This is a genomic window from Streptomyces sp. NBC_00045, assembly GCF_045041095.1.
Classification (GTDB): Bacteria; Actinomycetota; Actinomycetes; order Streptomycetales; family Streptomycetaceae; genus Streptomyces.
In genome coordinates this window covers 1854760-1867594 of the sequence record NZ_CP108271.1, presented here as the reverse complement: position 1 = coordinate 1867594, position 12835 = coordinate 1854760, and the positions used below count along the sequence as shown (strand labels likewise).

11 protein-coding genes are annotated in these 12835 nt (G+C 71.5%); 6 read left to right on the top strand and 5 right to left on the bottom strand.

From position 1 onward, the window contains the following. Window positions 1-3: 3 nt before the first annotated feature. Together OHA65_RS08870 and OHA65_RS08865 are read right to left on the bottom strand one after the other, a co-directional pair. The gene (locus tag OHA65_RS08870; protein WP_327282584.1) at window positions 4-579 is read right to left on the bottom strand and encodes a pyridoxamine 5'-phosphate oxidase family protein; all 576 of its coding nucleotides are present in this window, start codon (window positions 577-579) and stop codon (window positions 4-6) included. A gap of 7 nt (window positions 580-586) precedes the next feature. Further along, entirely contained in the window at window positions 587-1984 is a 1398-nt protein-coding gene (locus OHA65_RS08865) for a hypothetical protein (protein ID WP_371646348.1), read from the bottom strand. Between the two features lie 175 nt (window positions 1985-2159). Between OHA65_RS08865 and OHA65_RS08860 the strand changes: the two genes are divergently transcribed. Next, window positions 2160-3353, top strand: coding sequence for an argininosuccinate synthase (locus tag OHA65_RS08860; RefSeq protein ID WP_327282582.1), 1194 nt, complete (start codon window positions 2160-2162; stop codon window positions 3351-3353). 116 nt (window positions 3354-3469) lie between these two features. Then, the gene (argH, locus tag OHA65_RS08855; RefSeq protein WP_327282581.1) at window positions 3470-4900 is read left to right on the top strand and encodes an argininosuccinate lyase; all 1431 of its coding nucleotides are present in this window, start codon (window positions 3470-3472) and stop codon (window positions 4898-4900) included. 148 nt (window positions 4901-5048) lie between these two features. Here argH and OHA65_RS08850 read toward each other — a convergent pair whose 3' ends face one another. Together OHA65_RS08850 and OHA65_RS08845 are read right to left on the bottom strand one after the other, a co-directional pair. After that, window positions 5049-6233 (bottom strand): hypothetical protein, encoded by a 1185-nt coding sequence (locus OHA65_RS08850; RefSeq protein ID WP_327282580.1) that lies wholly within the window; start codon window positions 6231-6233, stop codon window positions 5049-5051. A gap of 81 nt (window positions 6234-6314) precedes the next feature. Continuing rightward, complete coding sequence (locus OHA65_RS08845) at window positions 6315-6830, bottom strand: HAD domain-containing protein (RefSeq protein WP_327282579.1); 516 nt, start codon at window positions 6828-6830, stop codon at window positions 6315-6317. Between the two features lie 84 nt (window positions 6831-6914). Here OHA65_RS08845 and OHA65_RS08840 point away from each other — a divergent pair, with 84 nt between their 5' ends. The 3 genes from OHA65_RS08840 to OHA65_RS08830 all read left to right on the top strand — a co-directional run bounded on the left by OHA65_RS08840 (window position 6915) and on the right by OHA65_RS08830 (window position 10564). Then, on the top strand, window positions 6915-7466 hold the full coding sequence (locus tag OHA65_RS08840) for a helix-turn-helix domain-containing protein (protein WP_327282578.1): 552 nt from the start codon (window positions 6915-6917) through the stop codon (window positions 7464-7466). Then, the gene (locus OHA65_RS08835) at window positions 7463-9019 is read left to right on the top strand and encodes an MFS transporter (RefSeq protein ID WP_327282577.1); all 1557 of its coding nucleotides are present in this window, start codon (window positions 7463-7465) and stop codon (window positions 9017-9019) included. Before OHA65_RS08840 ends, OHA65_RS08835 begins: the two co-directional genes overlap by 4 nt. A gap of 69 nt (window positions 9020-9088) precedes the next feature. Then, window positions 9089-10564 (top strand): membrane-associated oxidoreductase, encoded by a 1476-nt coding sequence (locus OHA65_RS08830; RefSeq protein WP_405755265.1) that lies wholly within the window; start codon window positions 9089-9091, stop codon window positions 10562-10564. A 12-nt stretch (window positions 10565-10576) separates the two neighbouring features. Here the strand turns inward: OHA65_RS08830 and OHA65_RS08825 are convergent, their stop codons facing one another. Continuing rightward, window positions 10577-11206, bottom strand: coding sequence for a lysophospholipid acyltransferase family protein (locus OHA65_RS08825; RefSeq protein ID WP_327285580.1), 630 nt, complete (start codon window positions 11204-11206; stop codon window positions 10577-10579). 304 nt (window positions 11207-11510) lie between these two features. On the opposite strand from OHA65_RS08825, the gene OHA65_RS08820 reads away from it, so the two are divergent. Beyond that, complete coding sequence (locus OHA65_RS08820) at window positions 11511-12716, top strand: glycerophosphodiester phosphodiesterase (protein WP_327282575.1); 1206 nt, start codon at window positions 11511-11513, stop codon at window positions 12714-12716. The last annotated feature ends 119 nt before the right edge of the window (window positions 12717-12835 follow it).

Below are 12835 nucleotides of genomic sequence, written 5' to 3'. Positions count from 1 at the left end.
ATGTCAGACCGTACGGGGTGGAAGGGGCACGGGCAGCGCAGGCAGGCCGTCGACGCTCACTGCGACCTTCTTCTCGCAGTACTCGCCGAACTCCTCGTCCGTCTTGCGGCCGAAGTACTCGGCGTGCAGGGTGCGCTCCCCCTGGTACTCCATGAAGGGGACGGCGTACCCGCACACATCGGCGATCCGGCGGGCCCGGACCACGATGACCGCCCGCGCGGCGGGCCCGTCGGCCGACCCGAACAGGGCGATCAGCTCGCCCCAGCGCGGGTCGTCGCGGAAGACGGCCTCGCCCTCGCCGTGGATGCGCACGATGTTCGGCGGGCCGCTGAACGCGCACCACATCAGCGTGATCCGGCCGTTCTCGCGGACGTGGGCGATGGTTTCGGCGCCGCTGCCGCCGAAGTCCAGATAGGCCAGGGTCTGCTCGTCGATGACGACGAGGGTTCCCGCGCGACCCTTGGGAGACAGGTTGACGTGGCCGTCACCGGCGAGCGGCGCGGTGGCCGTGAAGAAGACCGGCTGCTCCTCGATGAACGTGCGCAGCCGACCGTCGATACGTTCGTGAAGTTTTCCCATGATCCGATTATCGACCGCGCGGTGGCCGGTTCATGCTGGAGGATTCCGTGCGCCGTCGTGCTGCGGCGAGCGCCGAGTGCGACGCGAGTGCACGCAGGGCCGGGTCCGGGTCCGCCAACAGGGTCGCGGAGGCCAGCGACGCTGCGGCCCCGCCCCGGGCGAGCATCAGGTGGAACGCGGCGCGCCGTGTGTGCGGGGGCTGCTCCGGGGCGGTACGGAGGGCCAGCCACACCGGGTCCAACCGCCGGGCGACGGGACGCAGGCACAGCGAGGCCTCGCGGGCCACGGACGCCGACGGGTCCTCCAGCAGAGGCAGTAGCACCGCGTCCTCGGGGGTGGCGTCGAGCCGGCGCAGCCCGGCCAGGGCGGCGGCCCGTACCGCGTCGGCGGGGTGGTCCAGCAGGGCGTGCAGCAGCGGCGCGTCGGAGCGCCGGGCGCACTCGGAGAACCCGGTCACCGCGTGCCCGCTCACGCGCTCCGGGTCCGCGAGCAGCCCGCGGTAGTGCGCGTACGGGTCGCCGCCGTCCTGCCGCAGGAGCCACCGGGCGCAGGCCCGGACCGTGCCGGACCGGTCGGTGAGGTGGTCCGCGGCCTGCGCCGCCCGCCCGGCCCGGCGCAGGGCGGTGACCCCGGCGGCCCGGACCATCGGAACGCGGCTGGCGAGCAGGGTGTCGACCGCCGCGTCGTCCGGCCCGTCGGCGGCCATCGCCGCCAGCGCAGCGTCGCTCCACATCCGGGCCGTCAGCGGGTCGTGTTCCGCGGCGGCCCGCCGGGCGAGTTCCCGTACGTCCGTCCGCTGCGTGGCGAGGGTGAGGCGGGCGGCGAACCGCCGGGTCGGCAGGTCCTTCGCCGTGCGCAGGTCCTCCAGGACGCGGGCGCTCTGCTCGTCGGTCAGCGAGCTCCAGCTCCACGTCGTCGAGGGCCGCCCGGGGCGCCACCACGCGGCGAGGAGGGAGTACCGGCCGCTCAGCGCGGCCTCCAGCTGCTCCACCGCCCAGCCGCCGTGCTCGCGCCGGCCCAGCCGGAGGGCGAACGGGACGAGGAAGGCGAGTATGGCTTCGGGGTTCTTGGCCACCATCCTGCCGAGCACCCGCCGGGCGCGCTCGCGTACCGGCGCGGCCCAGTCGGCGCACCGGATCAGCACGAGCTGCAGGGGCGGGACCCGCCAGGCGGCCAGCGCGGACGCGCGGATCCGCCCGTCGACGTCGCACAGCCGGCCTTCGATCCGGTCGCTCCGCAGGGCCCCGTACGACCTGGAGTGGAGGCGCCGCACTTCCTCGTCGAAGGCGATCCAGGCCTCCGGTCCGCGCGGGACGAGCAGGCGCGCGGCGCGGACGTGGTCCCCGTCCAGCATGGCCTGCGCCGCGGCTCTGCCCGCGTGCGCGTCCTGTCGTGGGCCCCTCATGTTTCCTCCCCGGATCACCCTGCCGGCTGATCGTATGCGGCCGACACGGACCGCGCCCTGGATATTCCTGCTGGTCAGCGACGCTCACCGAGCCACGATTGACGAAACATACAGAGCAGTGCATAGTTATGCCTATCGTTGGACGTACCGCGGTGATGTAGGTAAGGAGGAGCCCGTGACCGAGCGCGTCGTACTCGCCTACTCGGGCGGACTGGACACCTCCGTCGCCATCGGCTGGATCGCCGAGGAGACGGGCGCCGAGGTCATCGCCGTTGCCGTGGACGTCGGCCAGGGCGGCGAGGACCTGGACGTCATCCGCGAGCGCGCGCTCGCCTGCGGCGCCGTCGAGGCCGAGGTCGCGGACGCCAGGGACGAGTTCGCCGACGAGTACTGCCTCCCGGCGATCAAGGCGAACGCCCTCTACATGGACCGCTACCCGCTGGTCTCCGCCCTCTCCCGACCGGCCATCGTCAAGCACCTGGTCGCCGCCGCCCGCAAGCACGGCGCCACGACGGTCGCCCACGGCTGCACCGGCAAGGGCAACGACCAGGTCCGCTTCGAAGCCGGCATAGCCGCCCTCGGCCCCGACCTGACGTGCATCGCCCCGGTGCGCGACTACGCGATGACCCGGGACAAGGCGATCGCCTTCTGCGAGGAGAAGGGCCTCCCGATCGCGACCACCAGGAAGTCCCCGTACTCCATCGACCAGAACGTCTTCGGGCGCGCCGTCGAGACGGGCTTCCTGGAGGACATCTGGAACGCGCCGATCGAGGACGTCTACGAGTACACCGCCGATCCTGCGGAGCCCCGCGGCGCCGACGAGGTCGTCATCTCCTTCAAGGAGGGCGTCCCGGTCGCGATCGACGGCGGGCCCGTCACCGTGCTCCAGGCGATCCAGCAGCTCAACGAGCGGGCGGGCGCCCAGGGCGTCGGCCGGATCGACATGGTCGAGGACCGTCTCGTCGGCATCAAGTCCCGCGAGGTGTACGAGGCCCCCGGCGCGATCGCACTGATCACCGCGCACCAGGAGCTGGAGAACGTCACCGTCGAGCGCGAGCTGGCCCGTTACAAGCGGCAGGTCGAGCAGCGCTGGGGCGAACTGGTCTACGACGGCCTGTGGTTCTCCCCGCTCAAGCGGGCCCTGGACGGCTTCCTCGACGAGGCGAACCAGCACGTCACGGGCGACATCCGAATGACCCTGCACGGCGGCCGCGCCGTGGTCACCGGCCGCAGGTCGGAGCAGTCGCTGTACGACTTCAACCTGGCGACCTATGACTCGGGCGACACCTTCGACCAGTCCAAGGCGCAGGGCTTCATCGAGATCTTCGGCCTCTCGTCCAAGATCGCGGCCCGCCGCGACCTCGCCTGACGGCCGGCGGCACCCGACCGTCTCCCCGTTTCCTCCGCGACGGGGAGGCAGTTGCACATCCAAAGCCATGTGAAACATCCAAAGCCATGCAGATGCAGTCTTGAGGAGCAGTAGCTGTGAGCAGCAACAACGGTGGTGACGTCCGGCTCTGGGGCGGCCGGTTCGCCGACGGCCCTTCGGAGGCGCTGGCCCTGCTGTCCGCGTCCGTCCACTTCGACTGGCGGCTCGCGCCGTACGACATCGCCGGATCCCGCGCCCACGCCCGGGTGCTCGCCAAGGCGGGCCTGCTCACCGCGGACGAACTCGACCGCATGATCGCGGGCCTGGACCAGCTCGAAGCCGACGTCGCCGACGGCTCCTTCACCGGCACCATCGCCGACGAGGACGTGCACACCGCCCTGGAACGGGGCCTGCTGGAACGGCTCGGCGCCGAGCTCGGCGGCAAACTGCGCGCCGGCCGCTCCCGCAACGACCAGGTGGCCACCCTCTTCCGGATGTACCTGCGCGACCACGCCCGGATCGTCGGCGGCCTGATCGCGGACCTCCAGGACGCGCTGGTCGGCCTCGCCGAGACCCACCACGACGTGGCCATGCCCGGGCGGACCCACCTCCAGCACGCGCAGCCGGTGCTCTTCGCCCACCACGTACTGGCCCACGTGCAGTCGCTGTCCCGGGACGCGGAGCGGCTGCGGCAGTGGGACACCCGGACCGCGGTCTCCCCGTACGGTTCGGGCGCGCTGGCCGGCTCCTCGCTGGGCCTGGACCCGGAGGCGGTCGCCGCCGACCTGGGCTTCGAGCGCGGCTCGGTCGGCAACTCGATCGACGGCACGGCCTCCCGCGACTTCGTTGCCGAGTTCGCCTTCATCACCGCGATGATCGGGATCAACCTGTCGCGGATCGCGGAGGAGATCATCATCTGGAACACGAAGGAGTTCTCCTTCGTGACCCTGCACGACGCCTTCTCGACCGGGTCGTCGATCATGCCGCAGAAGAAGAACCCGGACATCGCGGAACTGGCGCGCGGCAAGTCGGGCCGGCTGATCGGCAACCTCACGGGCCTGCTGGCCACCCTCAAGGCCCTCCCGCTCGCGTACAACCGCGACCTCCAGGAGGACAAGGAGCCGGTCTTCGACTCCTGCGACACGCTGGAGGTCCTGCTCCCGGCCTTCACCGGGATGATGGCCACGCTCACGGTCAACCGGGAGCGGATGGAGGAGCTGGCCCCGGCCGGGTTCTCGCTGGCCACGGACATCGCCGAGTGGCTGGTCAAGCAGGGCGTGCCGTTCCGCGTCGCGCACGAGGTGGCCGGCGAGTGCGTCAAGGAGTGCGAAGCCCTCGGCATCGAGCTGGACGAGCTCACGGACGAGCAGTTCGCGAAGATCTCCGCGCACCTGACGCCCGAGGTGCGGACCGTGCTCAACGTGCCGGGCGCCCTGGCCTCGCGCAACGGCCGCGGCGGCACCGCCCCCTCGGCGGTCGCCAAGCAGCTCGCCGAACTCAAGGCCGACCTGGTCATCCAGCACGCCTGGGCCACCCACAAGCAGTAGCCGCACGGCACTGCCCCGAACGTCCGCGGCCTTGCGGCCCGCACGCCCGCGACCCCTCCGGGGCCCGGGCCTCTGTACCCCCGCACGCAGCGGCAGCGCGAAGGGGCGGCCGGAGCCCAGGCTCCGGCCGCCCCTTCGTCGTGCCTGCTCAGCGCACCGGGTGCTCGGGCTCGTAGTTGGTCAGCACGCAGCCGTCGACCTTGGACTTCTCCAGCCGGTACCCGGCCGGGGCGGAGAAGCCGGGCAGGCAGTTCAGGTACAGGAACTGCTGCTGGTACAGGCCGAACCGGACATCCGGATCGTTGGTTTCCACCGCGATGTTCTCGCCGACCAGCAGCAGGCTCGCGGTGGCCCGCAGCTTGCCGTCGTCCTTCAGGTCGGCCAGCTGGGCGGCCTTCGCCTTGGTCTGCATCTTCTTCATGTCACCGACGGTGTCGAGCCAGTTCAGGTCGTGCGCGCGCTGGGCGCCCGCCGGCTCCCCGCACAGGGCGCGCCCCGTGACCCCCCAGCCGAGCGGATCGCCCGTGACCACTGGCGCGTAGTCGATCGACTCGATCGCCACCGTGGCGGGGTCGGTGGAGAAGTGCGTGCAGTCCACGCTGGAACCCACGAGCGTCTTCAGTTCGGCGATGCTTGCCGCGCGCGGCAAGCCGAGGCTGCCCTGGGCCGGCTGCCCCGGCTTCCCGCTGGCGCCGCTGCCCGCCGGGTCCTGCGGGGTCTCAAGGTTCGGGCTGCCCGAGCCGTCCGAGCTGCCCACGAAGTCGCTGAGCACGCAGCCCTCGACCAGTGCTTTCTCCCGCTTGTAGCCCTTGGGCACCGGAAACGTGGGATTGCAGGTCAGGACGCGCAGTTCGGACCGGACGAGGGCCAGGGCCGTCTTCGTCCGCGTCGGCGTGGCGACGAAGCCCTTGCCGACCAGGACGCGGCTTTCGAGGCCGTAGCCGCCGTCGCCACCGGCGATCTTGTCCATGACGTACTGCTTGTAGCGGGTCTGGAACTCCTTCATGTCCGAAGGGACGGAGAGGACGATCTCACCGTGCTCGGGTTTGTCGCTGCAGACGCCGCGCTCGGTCACGGACCACTGTCCGGCCTCGGTCGGGTCGTCCGACGGCAGCCGCGGGTCGTCGGCCGCCGCGCTCAGCTCCTCGCAGGAGGTGTACTGCCGTACGTACCGCTGCGCCTCGGCGAGCGGGCCGGCGGCGGGGGAGGCGGCGGGCGCCGCCGGGCGGGCGGCGCCCCCGCCCTCCTTGCAGGCGGACAGTGTGGTGAGGCAGGCGAGGGCGGCGGTCGTGGCGAGGGCGCGCCGGATCCGCCGGATCCGCTGGATGTGCATGGGTCGCTTTCGTCGGAACGGCAGGTCGGCCGGAAAGTGGGGGTGGCATGCCCATGCTAAATGCCCCTGGGAGTGTGCCCGTTACACCGCCCAGCGCGCCAGTGCGTCGAAGTCCGTCCGGGTCAGGCCGATCTGTTCGTCGATGCGCATCAGCAGCGCCCGCGCCGGATGCCGCTGGTCCACGAACTCCCGGTCCGGCGCCGTGATGTCGTCGTCGATCCAGGCGAACTCCCGTGCGCCCGCGTACTCCAGGACGTACTGGGTCTTCCAGAAGGTGCCCCGCGGGGAGCGCCCGTGCATCTGCGGCCAGTCGATGTACGGGAGCCTCGGCAGGCCGAGCTGCGGGCCTATCCAGTCGTTCGCCTCGTCCTTCCAGGTGGTCGCCCAGACCAGCTCGTACGAGCGCGCCAGGGCGAGCAGCTCCGCGCCGTGGGCGTGGTTCAGCCAGACCCGAAGCGGTTTGCGGCTCTCCGCTTCCGTCCAGCCCGTCGGGCGCATCCGGTGGGTGGAGTACCCCTGCGGGCGGCGCTGGGCCTGGGCCGCGTAGGGGTTCAGTGGGCCGTCCACGTCGATCAGCAGCAAGGGCTTGGGCGTCATCTCGTCAGCCTTCCGTTCCGGGCGCTGGGGGGCACCTCAATTTCAAATGAGACATGAACGTCTCATTCGGGGTATGTTTGTCTCATGGCCATGGATCGTGACCAGGTGCTCCGCGACGCCGCAGCCCTGCTCTCCCGCAAATCGACCGCCACGATGGACGAGGTCGCCCGCGCCGCAGGCATCGGCCGCGCGACCCTCCACCGGCACTTCGCCGGGCGCGACGCCCTCGTACGGGCCCTTGAAGAACTCGGCATCCGCCAGTTCGAAGCAGCCTTCGACAAGGCCCGGCTCGACGAGGGCACGGCCGTCGAGGCGCTGCGCCGGCTGGTCGCCGAGTCCGAGCGCGACGCCCAGCTGCTGGCCTTCCTCGTCACCGAGAACCAGCTCTTCGAGGGCGACCAGGTCAACGAGGGATGGGCCCGGCTCGACGCCCGCGTCAGCGCGCTCTTCCGGCGCGGCCAGGAGGAGGGTGACATCCGGATCGACCTGAGCCCCGCCTGGCTCACCGAGGCCCTCTACGGCCTCATCGGCACCTGCGCCTGGGCCGTCATGGACGGCCGGGTCGCCGCGAAAGACTTCCAATACATGATCATCGAGCTGCTGCTCGGTGGCGCACGACGGAGCGTGGAGAAATGAGCCGCAACGCACAGCTGACCCGGGAGAAGGGGACGGAGGCGATCACGGGCAGGGGGAGCAGGGGGCGCTGGCTGGCGCTCTCCGTACTCGTCCTGGCCGTCCTGCTGGTCGCGGTGGACGCCACCGTACTCGGTCTCGCCACACCCTCCCTCAGCGAGGACCTCAAGCCGTCCGGCACCCAGCTGCTGTGGATCGGCGACATCTACTCGTTCGTCATCGCCGGCCTGCTCGTCTCCATGGGCTCCCTCGGCGACCGCATCGGCCGCAAGAAGCTGCTCCTGGTCGGCGCGACCGCGTTCGGCGCCGTTTCCGTCCTCAACGCCTACGCCACCAGCCCCGAGATGATGATCGTGGCCCGGGCCCTGCTCGGTGTGGCCGGCGCGACGCTGATGCCGTCGACCCTCGCGCTGATCCGGAACATATTCCACGACCCCAAGGAGCGCAGCCTCGCCATCGGCATCTGGGGCGCCACCGCCTCGGCCGGCGCGGCCATCGGACCCGTCGTCGGCGGAGCCCTGCTCCAGCACTTCTGGTGGGGTTCGGTCTTCCTCATCAACCTGCCCGTGATGGTCGCCCTGGTCCTCGTCGGCATCAAGCTCCTGCCCGAGTCCAAGAACCCGGTCGCCGGCCCCTGGGACCTGGTCAGCGTCGTCCTCTCGCTCGTCGGCGTCATCGGCGTCGTCTACGCCGTCAAGGAAGTCGCCACCCACGGCGTGACTTGGGGCGTCGCAGCCGCCGCAGCCCTCGGCGCCGCGTGCCTGTACGCCTTCGTCCGCCGCCAGTTCAGCCTGCCGTCGCCGCTGCTGGACATGCGGCTCTTCAAGCACCGCGGCTTCTCCGGCGCGGTCCTCGCCGACCTGCTGACCGTCTTCGGCCTCTCCGGCCTCGTCTTCTTCCTCTCCCAGTTCCTCCAGCTCGTCCAGGGCCGTGACCCGCTGGAGGCCGGCCTGGCCGAACTGCCCGCCGCCATCGGCGCGGTGGTCACCGGCCTGGTCGCCGGCCGGTACGCCCGCCGGTACTCGGTGCGGTCGATCGTGACCGGCGGCCTCGCGGCCATCGGGCTCGCGCTCGGCGCGCTCACCCTGATCCACAAGGAGAGCGGCTACCCGCTGCTCGGCGCGGCCCTGCTGGTCGTCGGCCTCGGCGCCGGCTTCTCCTTCACCGTCACCGCCGACGTGATCCTCTCCAGTGTCCCCAAGGAGCAGGCCGGTTCGGCCTCGGCCGTCTCCGAGACGGCGTACGAGCTCGGCGCGGCCCTCGGCATCGCCCTGCTCGGCTCCATCGTCACCGGCGTCTACCAGGGCTTCACCGCCCCGGCCTCGGTCCCCGCCCCGGTCGCCGACGCCGCGCACGAATCGCTGGGCGGCGCCGTCGAAGCGGCGAAGGCCGTGGACCCGGCGACCGCGCACACCATGGTCGCCGCCGCCCAGGACGCCTTCGTGGACGGCCTGCGGTTCGCCTCCGGCGTGGGTGCGGCCGTCCTGCTGGCCACGGCGGTCGCGGCCTGGTTCCTGCTCAGGGGGCAGAAGCTCCAGGGTGGCGCCGAGCACTGACGTCCCGCCAGGGACGGTCGTCCCGAACGCAGTTGACACCGCGTCGGCGTGCGGGACACCATCCCGGCGATGGAGATCACCGAACTGACCCCGGCCGAACGCCGCGTATGGGAAGCCTTTCCGCGCGGCGACGGCGTCGACTTCCGGGAACACCCCGAGGACAGCTCCGTGGACGGGGCCGGATGGGGCCCGGAGCGCACCGTCCGGGGGGAGGTGCTGCGCGCCCTGCTGCTGGGCGCGGGTCCCGCCGAGGAGGGCCGGGTCGCCGGGCTCAAGATCAAGGGCGCGCGGATCGTCGGCGAGCTCGACCTCAGGTACGCGGCCGTCACCCATCCCATCCGACTGCGCGACTGCTGGTTCGAACGCAAGCCCCTGCTGTACGGGTCCCAGCTGAAGGCGCTCGTCCTCGGCTACTCCACCCTCCCCGGGCTCACCGCCGCCACCATGCGAGTCGACGTGGTCCTGCGGCTCTCCTGCTGCCGGATCACCGGCCCCGTCCGGCTCCAGGGTGCCAAGATAGACGGCGGCCTCTTCCTCCAGGGGGCGGTGATCGGGCCGACGTCGGGCGACGAGGCGGAGGAGCCCCCGCTCCAGCTCAACCACATCGAAGTCGGCACCGACATCATCGCGAACGACCTGACGGTCCACGGTCAGCTGCGGCTGAACGGCGCCACCGTGGGCGGACAGCTCCAGCTCGACGGGGCCCGTCTCCTCGCTCCCGGCGGCGTAGTCCTGCACGCCGAGACGCTGACCGTCGGAACCGACCTGCGCGCGCACCGGCTGCACGCCCGCGGCATGGTCAACCTCACCGGCTCGCGCATCCCCGGCCAGGCCAATCTCACCCGTGCCGACCTCGCCAACCCCGGCGGAACCGCGCTGCGCGCCTCCAGCTGCGCCATAGGCGAGCTGTGGCTGCGCCACTGCCCGCCCATCCAGGGCCACGTGAACCTGCGCCGGTCCACCTTCGACCTGCTCCACGTCGAGCCCGGCTCCTGGCCCGAGCGGATCGCCATCGACGGCCTCACCTACCGCACCCTCGCCCCGCACCTGCCGCCCGAGCAGCGGCTGCCCGCGCTGGAGCGCGAGGAGTCCGGGTACCTCCCGTACGCGTACGAGCAGCTCGCCGCGGCCTACCGCACGGCCGGGGACGAGGCGGGCGCGCGGACCGTGCAGCTCGCCAAACTGCGCCGCCACCGACGCACCCTGCCCCGCCACGCCAGGCTCTGGGGGCTGCTCCAGGACGCCACCGTCGGCTACGGCTTCCGGCCGCTGCGGGCGGCGGGCTGGCTGTTGGCGCTGCTGCTGACCGGCACGATTGCATACGGTCTGCACCCGCCGAGGGAACTCAAGGCGGGGGAGGCGCCGGAGTTCAATCCGGCGTTCTACACGATCGACCTGATGTTGCCGATCATCGGTTTCGGCCAGGAGGGCGCCTTCGCGCCGAGCGGCTGGTACCAGTGGCTGTCGTACGTGCTGATCGTGACCGGCTGGGTCCTCGCCACGACGACCGCGGCGGGCGTCAGCCGGTCACTCCAGCGACAGTAGCGACAGTAGGGGCTAAGCCGCCTTCGCCTTGGTCGCGTACATGTCCACGTACTCCTGGCCCGAGAGCCGCATGACCTCGGCCATCACCGAGTCGGTGACGGCGCGCAGCACGTAGCGGTCGCGGTCCATGCCCTCGTAGCGCGAGAACTCCATCGGCTCGCCGAAGCGGACGGTGACCCGGCCCGGGCGCGGCATGCCCGCGCCGCCCGGCTGGAGCTTGTCGGTGCCGATCATCGCGAAGGGGACCACCGGGGCGCCGGTCATCAGGGTCAGGCGGGCGATGCCGGTGCGGCCGCGGTAGAGGCGGCCGTCGGGCGAGCGGGTGCCCTCCGGGTAGATCCCGAAGATCTTGCCCTCCTCCAGGATGCGGCGGCCGGTCATCAGGGCGGCGACGCCGCCGTTGGCGCCGTCACGGTCGACCGGGATCATGCCGGACCCGGTGAAGAACCAGGCCATGGCGCGGCCCTTGATGCCCTTGCCCGTGACGTACTCGTCCTTGCCGATGAAGTGCACCGTACGGTCGCACACCAGCGGAAGGATCATGGAGTCGATGAAGGTGAGGTGGTTGCCCGCCAGGATCACCGGCCCGGTGCCCGGGATGTTCTCGATGCCCTCCACCCGGGTGCGGAACATCATGCGCATGACCGGTCCGACAGTGGCCTTGATGAGCGATGTACGGAACAACGTGAGCCCTCCGGCATCGAAACGCGGGTTTCGCACCACACGGCGGTAGTGCAGGTGAGGACGATACTCGTGGGTCAGCTCCGAGTGCACATCGGGTTCACGAGGTGGATACGCAGTGTTGACGCACGTTTCCGCCATGTTCCCCGTAGGCCCACCCCCGCGCCACTGGCCGCTGTCTACGATCGCCACGCCGAAATCGGGCCGCGGGAACCCGGAGACCCCGGGGACCGCCCGGCCCTCTCAGACGACAGGAGTGGCACTCATGACGCAGGGTGGGGCAGCACGGCGCACGGTCCTGGGGGCGGCCGTCCTGGCAGCCGGCGGCGGCATCGCCGGGCTCTCGGCGGGATCCGCCTCGGCCGCGCAGACGGCACCGGCGGCCGGGGCCGCGGACCCGGCGGAGGCGGCGTACGCGGCCGACGTGCGCCACGGCGGCGGCTACCGGGACCTCCCCGTCCCGCTGGTCATCGGCCACCGCGGCGCCTGCGGCTACCGGCCCGAGCACACCCTCGGCTCGTACCAGCTCGCCCTCGACCTGGGCGCGGACGTCGTCGAACAGGACCTGGTGCCCACCAAGGACGGCCACCTGGTGTGCCGCCACGAGAACGAGATCGGCGGCACCACCGATGTCGCCGACCACCCCGGGTTCGCCTCCCGCCGTACGACCAAGTCGATCGACGGGGTCGCGGTCACGGGCTGGTTCACCGAGGACTTCACCCTGGCCGAGCTGAAGACCCTGCGGGCGAAGGAGCGCATCCCCGCGGTCCGTCAGCGCAACACGCTCTACGACGGCCGGTGGGACGTGCCCACCTTCGAAGAGGTACTGCGCTGGGCCGACCGGGAGGGCAAGCGGCGCGGCAGGCGCGTCTGGCTGCACGTCGAGACCAAGCACCCCACCTACTTCCGCTCCCTGGGCCTGGGCCTGGAGGAGCCCCTCGCCAAGTTGCTGCGCCGTTACGGCCGGGACGGGCGGGGCGCTCCGCTGTTCCTCCAGTCGTTCGAGCCCTCCAGCATCCAGCGGCTCTCCAGGCTGGTCTCCGCGCCGCGCGTGGTCCTGTTGTCCGCCGCGGGCACCCGGCCCTGGGACTTCGAACAGGCCAAGGACCCGCGGACGGTGACGGACCTGGTCAAGCCCGAGGGACTGAAGTGGATCGCCGGATTCGCCCAGGGCATCGGCCCCACCATGGACCTCATCCTCCCGCGGGACGCGGCCGGGAAGCTCGGCACTGCGACCACGCTGGTCAAGGACGCCCACGCCAACGGGCTGGTGCTGCACCCCTACACCGCGCGCAACGAGAACACCTTCCTGCCGGCCGAATACCGCAGGGGCACCGACCCGACCGCGTACGGGGACGCGTTCGGCGCGTTCAAGACGTACTTCGAACAGGGCATCGACGGCATCTTCACGGACAACGCGGACACCGGACTGCTCGCGGCCGAGGCCTTCCGCCCGGGCCGCGGCCGGTAGCAGCGTCCGGCCGACGGGGACCGCAGGCCGACGGGGACGTCTGCTCGACACGGGCGGCTTGGGGGCGGGCGGCTTGGGGGGCGGGCTCCGCACGCCACCCGTCAACAGATAAGCGGAAT

What these genes read in the sequence shown, in the direction of transcription:
- OHA65_RS08830 (WP_405755265.1), top strand. Translation starts at nt 9,089, where the DNA reads ATGGAGATCACCGAACTGACCCCGGCCGAACGCCGCGTATGGGAAGCC.
- OHA65_RS08850 (WP_327282580.1), bottom strand. Translation starts at nt 6,233, where the DNA reads ATGCACATCCAGCGGATCCGGCGGATCCGGCGCGCCCTCGCCACGACC.
- OHA65_RS08865 (WP_371646348.1), bottom strand. Translation starts at nt 1,984, where the DNA reads ATGAGGGGCCCACGACAGGACGCGCACGCGGGCAGAGCCGCGGCGCAG.
- OHA65_RS08870 (WP_327282584.1), bottom strand. Translation starts at nt 579, where the DNA reads ATGGGAAAACTTCACGAACGTATCGACGGTCGGCTGCGCACGTTCATC.
- OHA65_RS08845 (WP_327282579.1), bottom strand. Translation starts at nt 6,830, where the DNA reads ATGACGCCCAAGCCCTTGCTGCTGATCGACGTGGACGGCCCACTGAAC.
- OHA65_RS08825 (WP_327285580.1), bottom strand. Translation starts at nt 11,206, where the DNA reads ATGCGCATGATGTTCCGCACCCGGGTGGAGGGCATCGAGAACATCCCG.
- OHA65_RS08820 (WP_327282575.1), top strand. Translation starts at nt 11,511, where the DNA reads ATGACGCAGGGTGGGGCAGCACGGCGCACGGTCCTGGGGGCGGCCGTC.
- OHA65_RS08835 (WP_327282577.1), top strand. Translation starts at nt 7,463, where the DNA reads ATGAGCCGCAACGCACAGCTGACCCGGGAGAAGGGGACGGAGGCGATC.
- OHA65_RS08840 (WP_327282578.1), top strand. Translation starts at nt 6,915, where the DNA reads ATGGCCATGGATCGTGACCAGGTGCTCCGCGACGCCGCAGCCCTGCTC.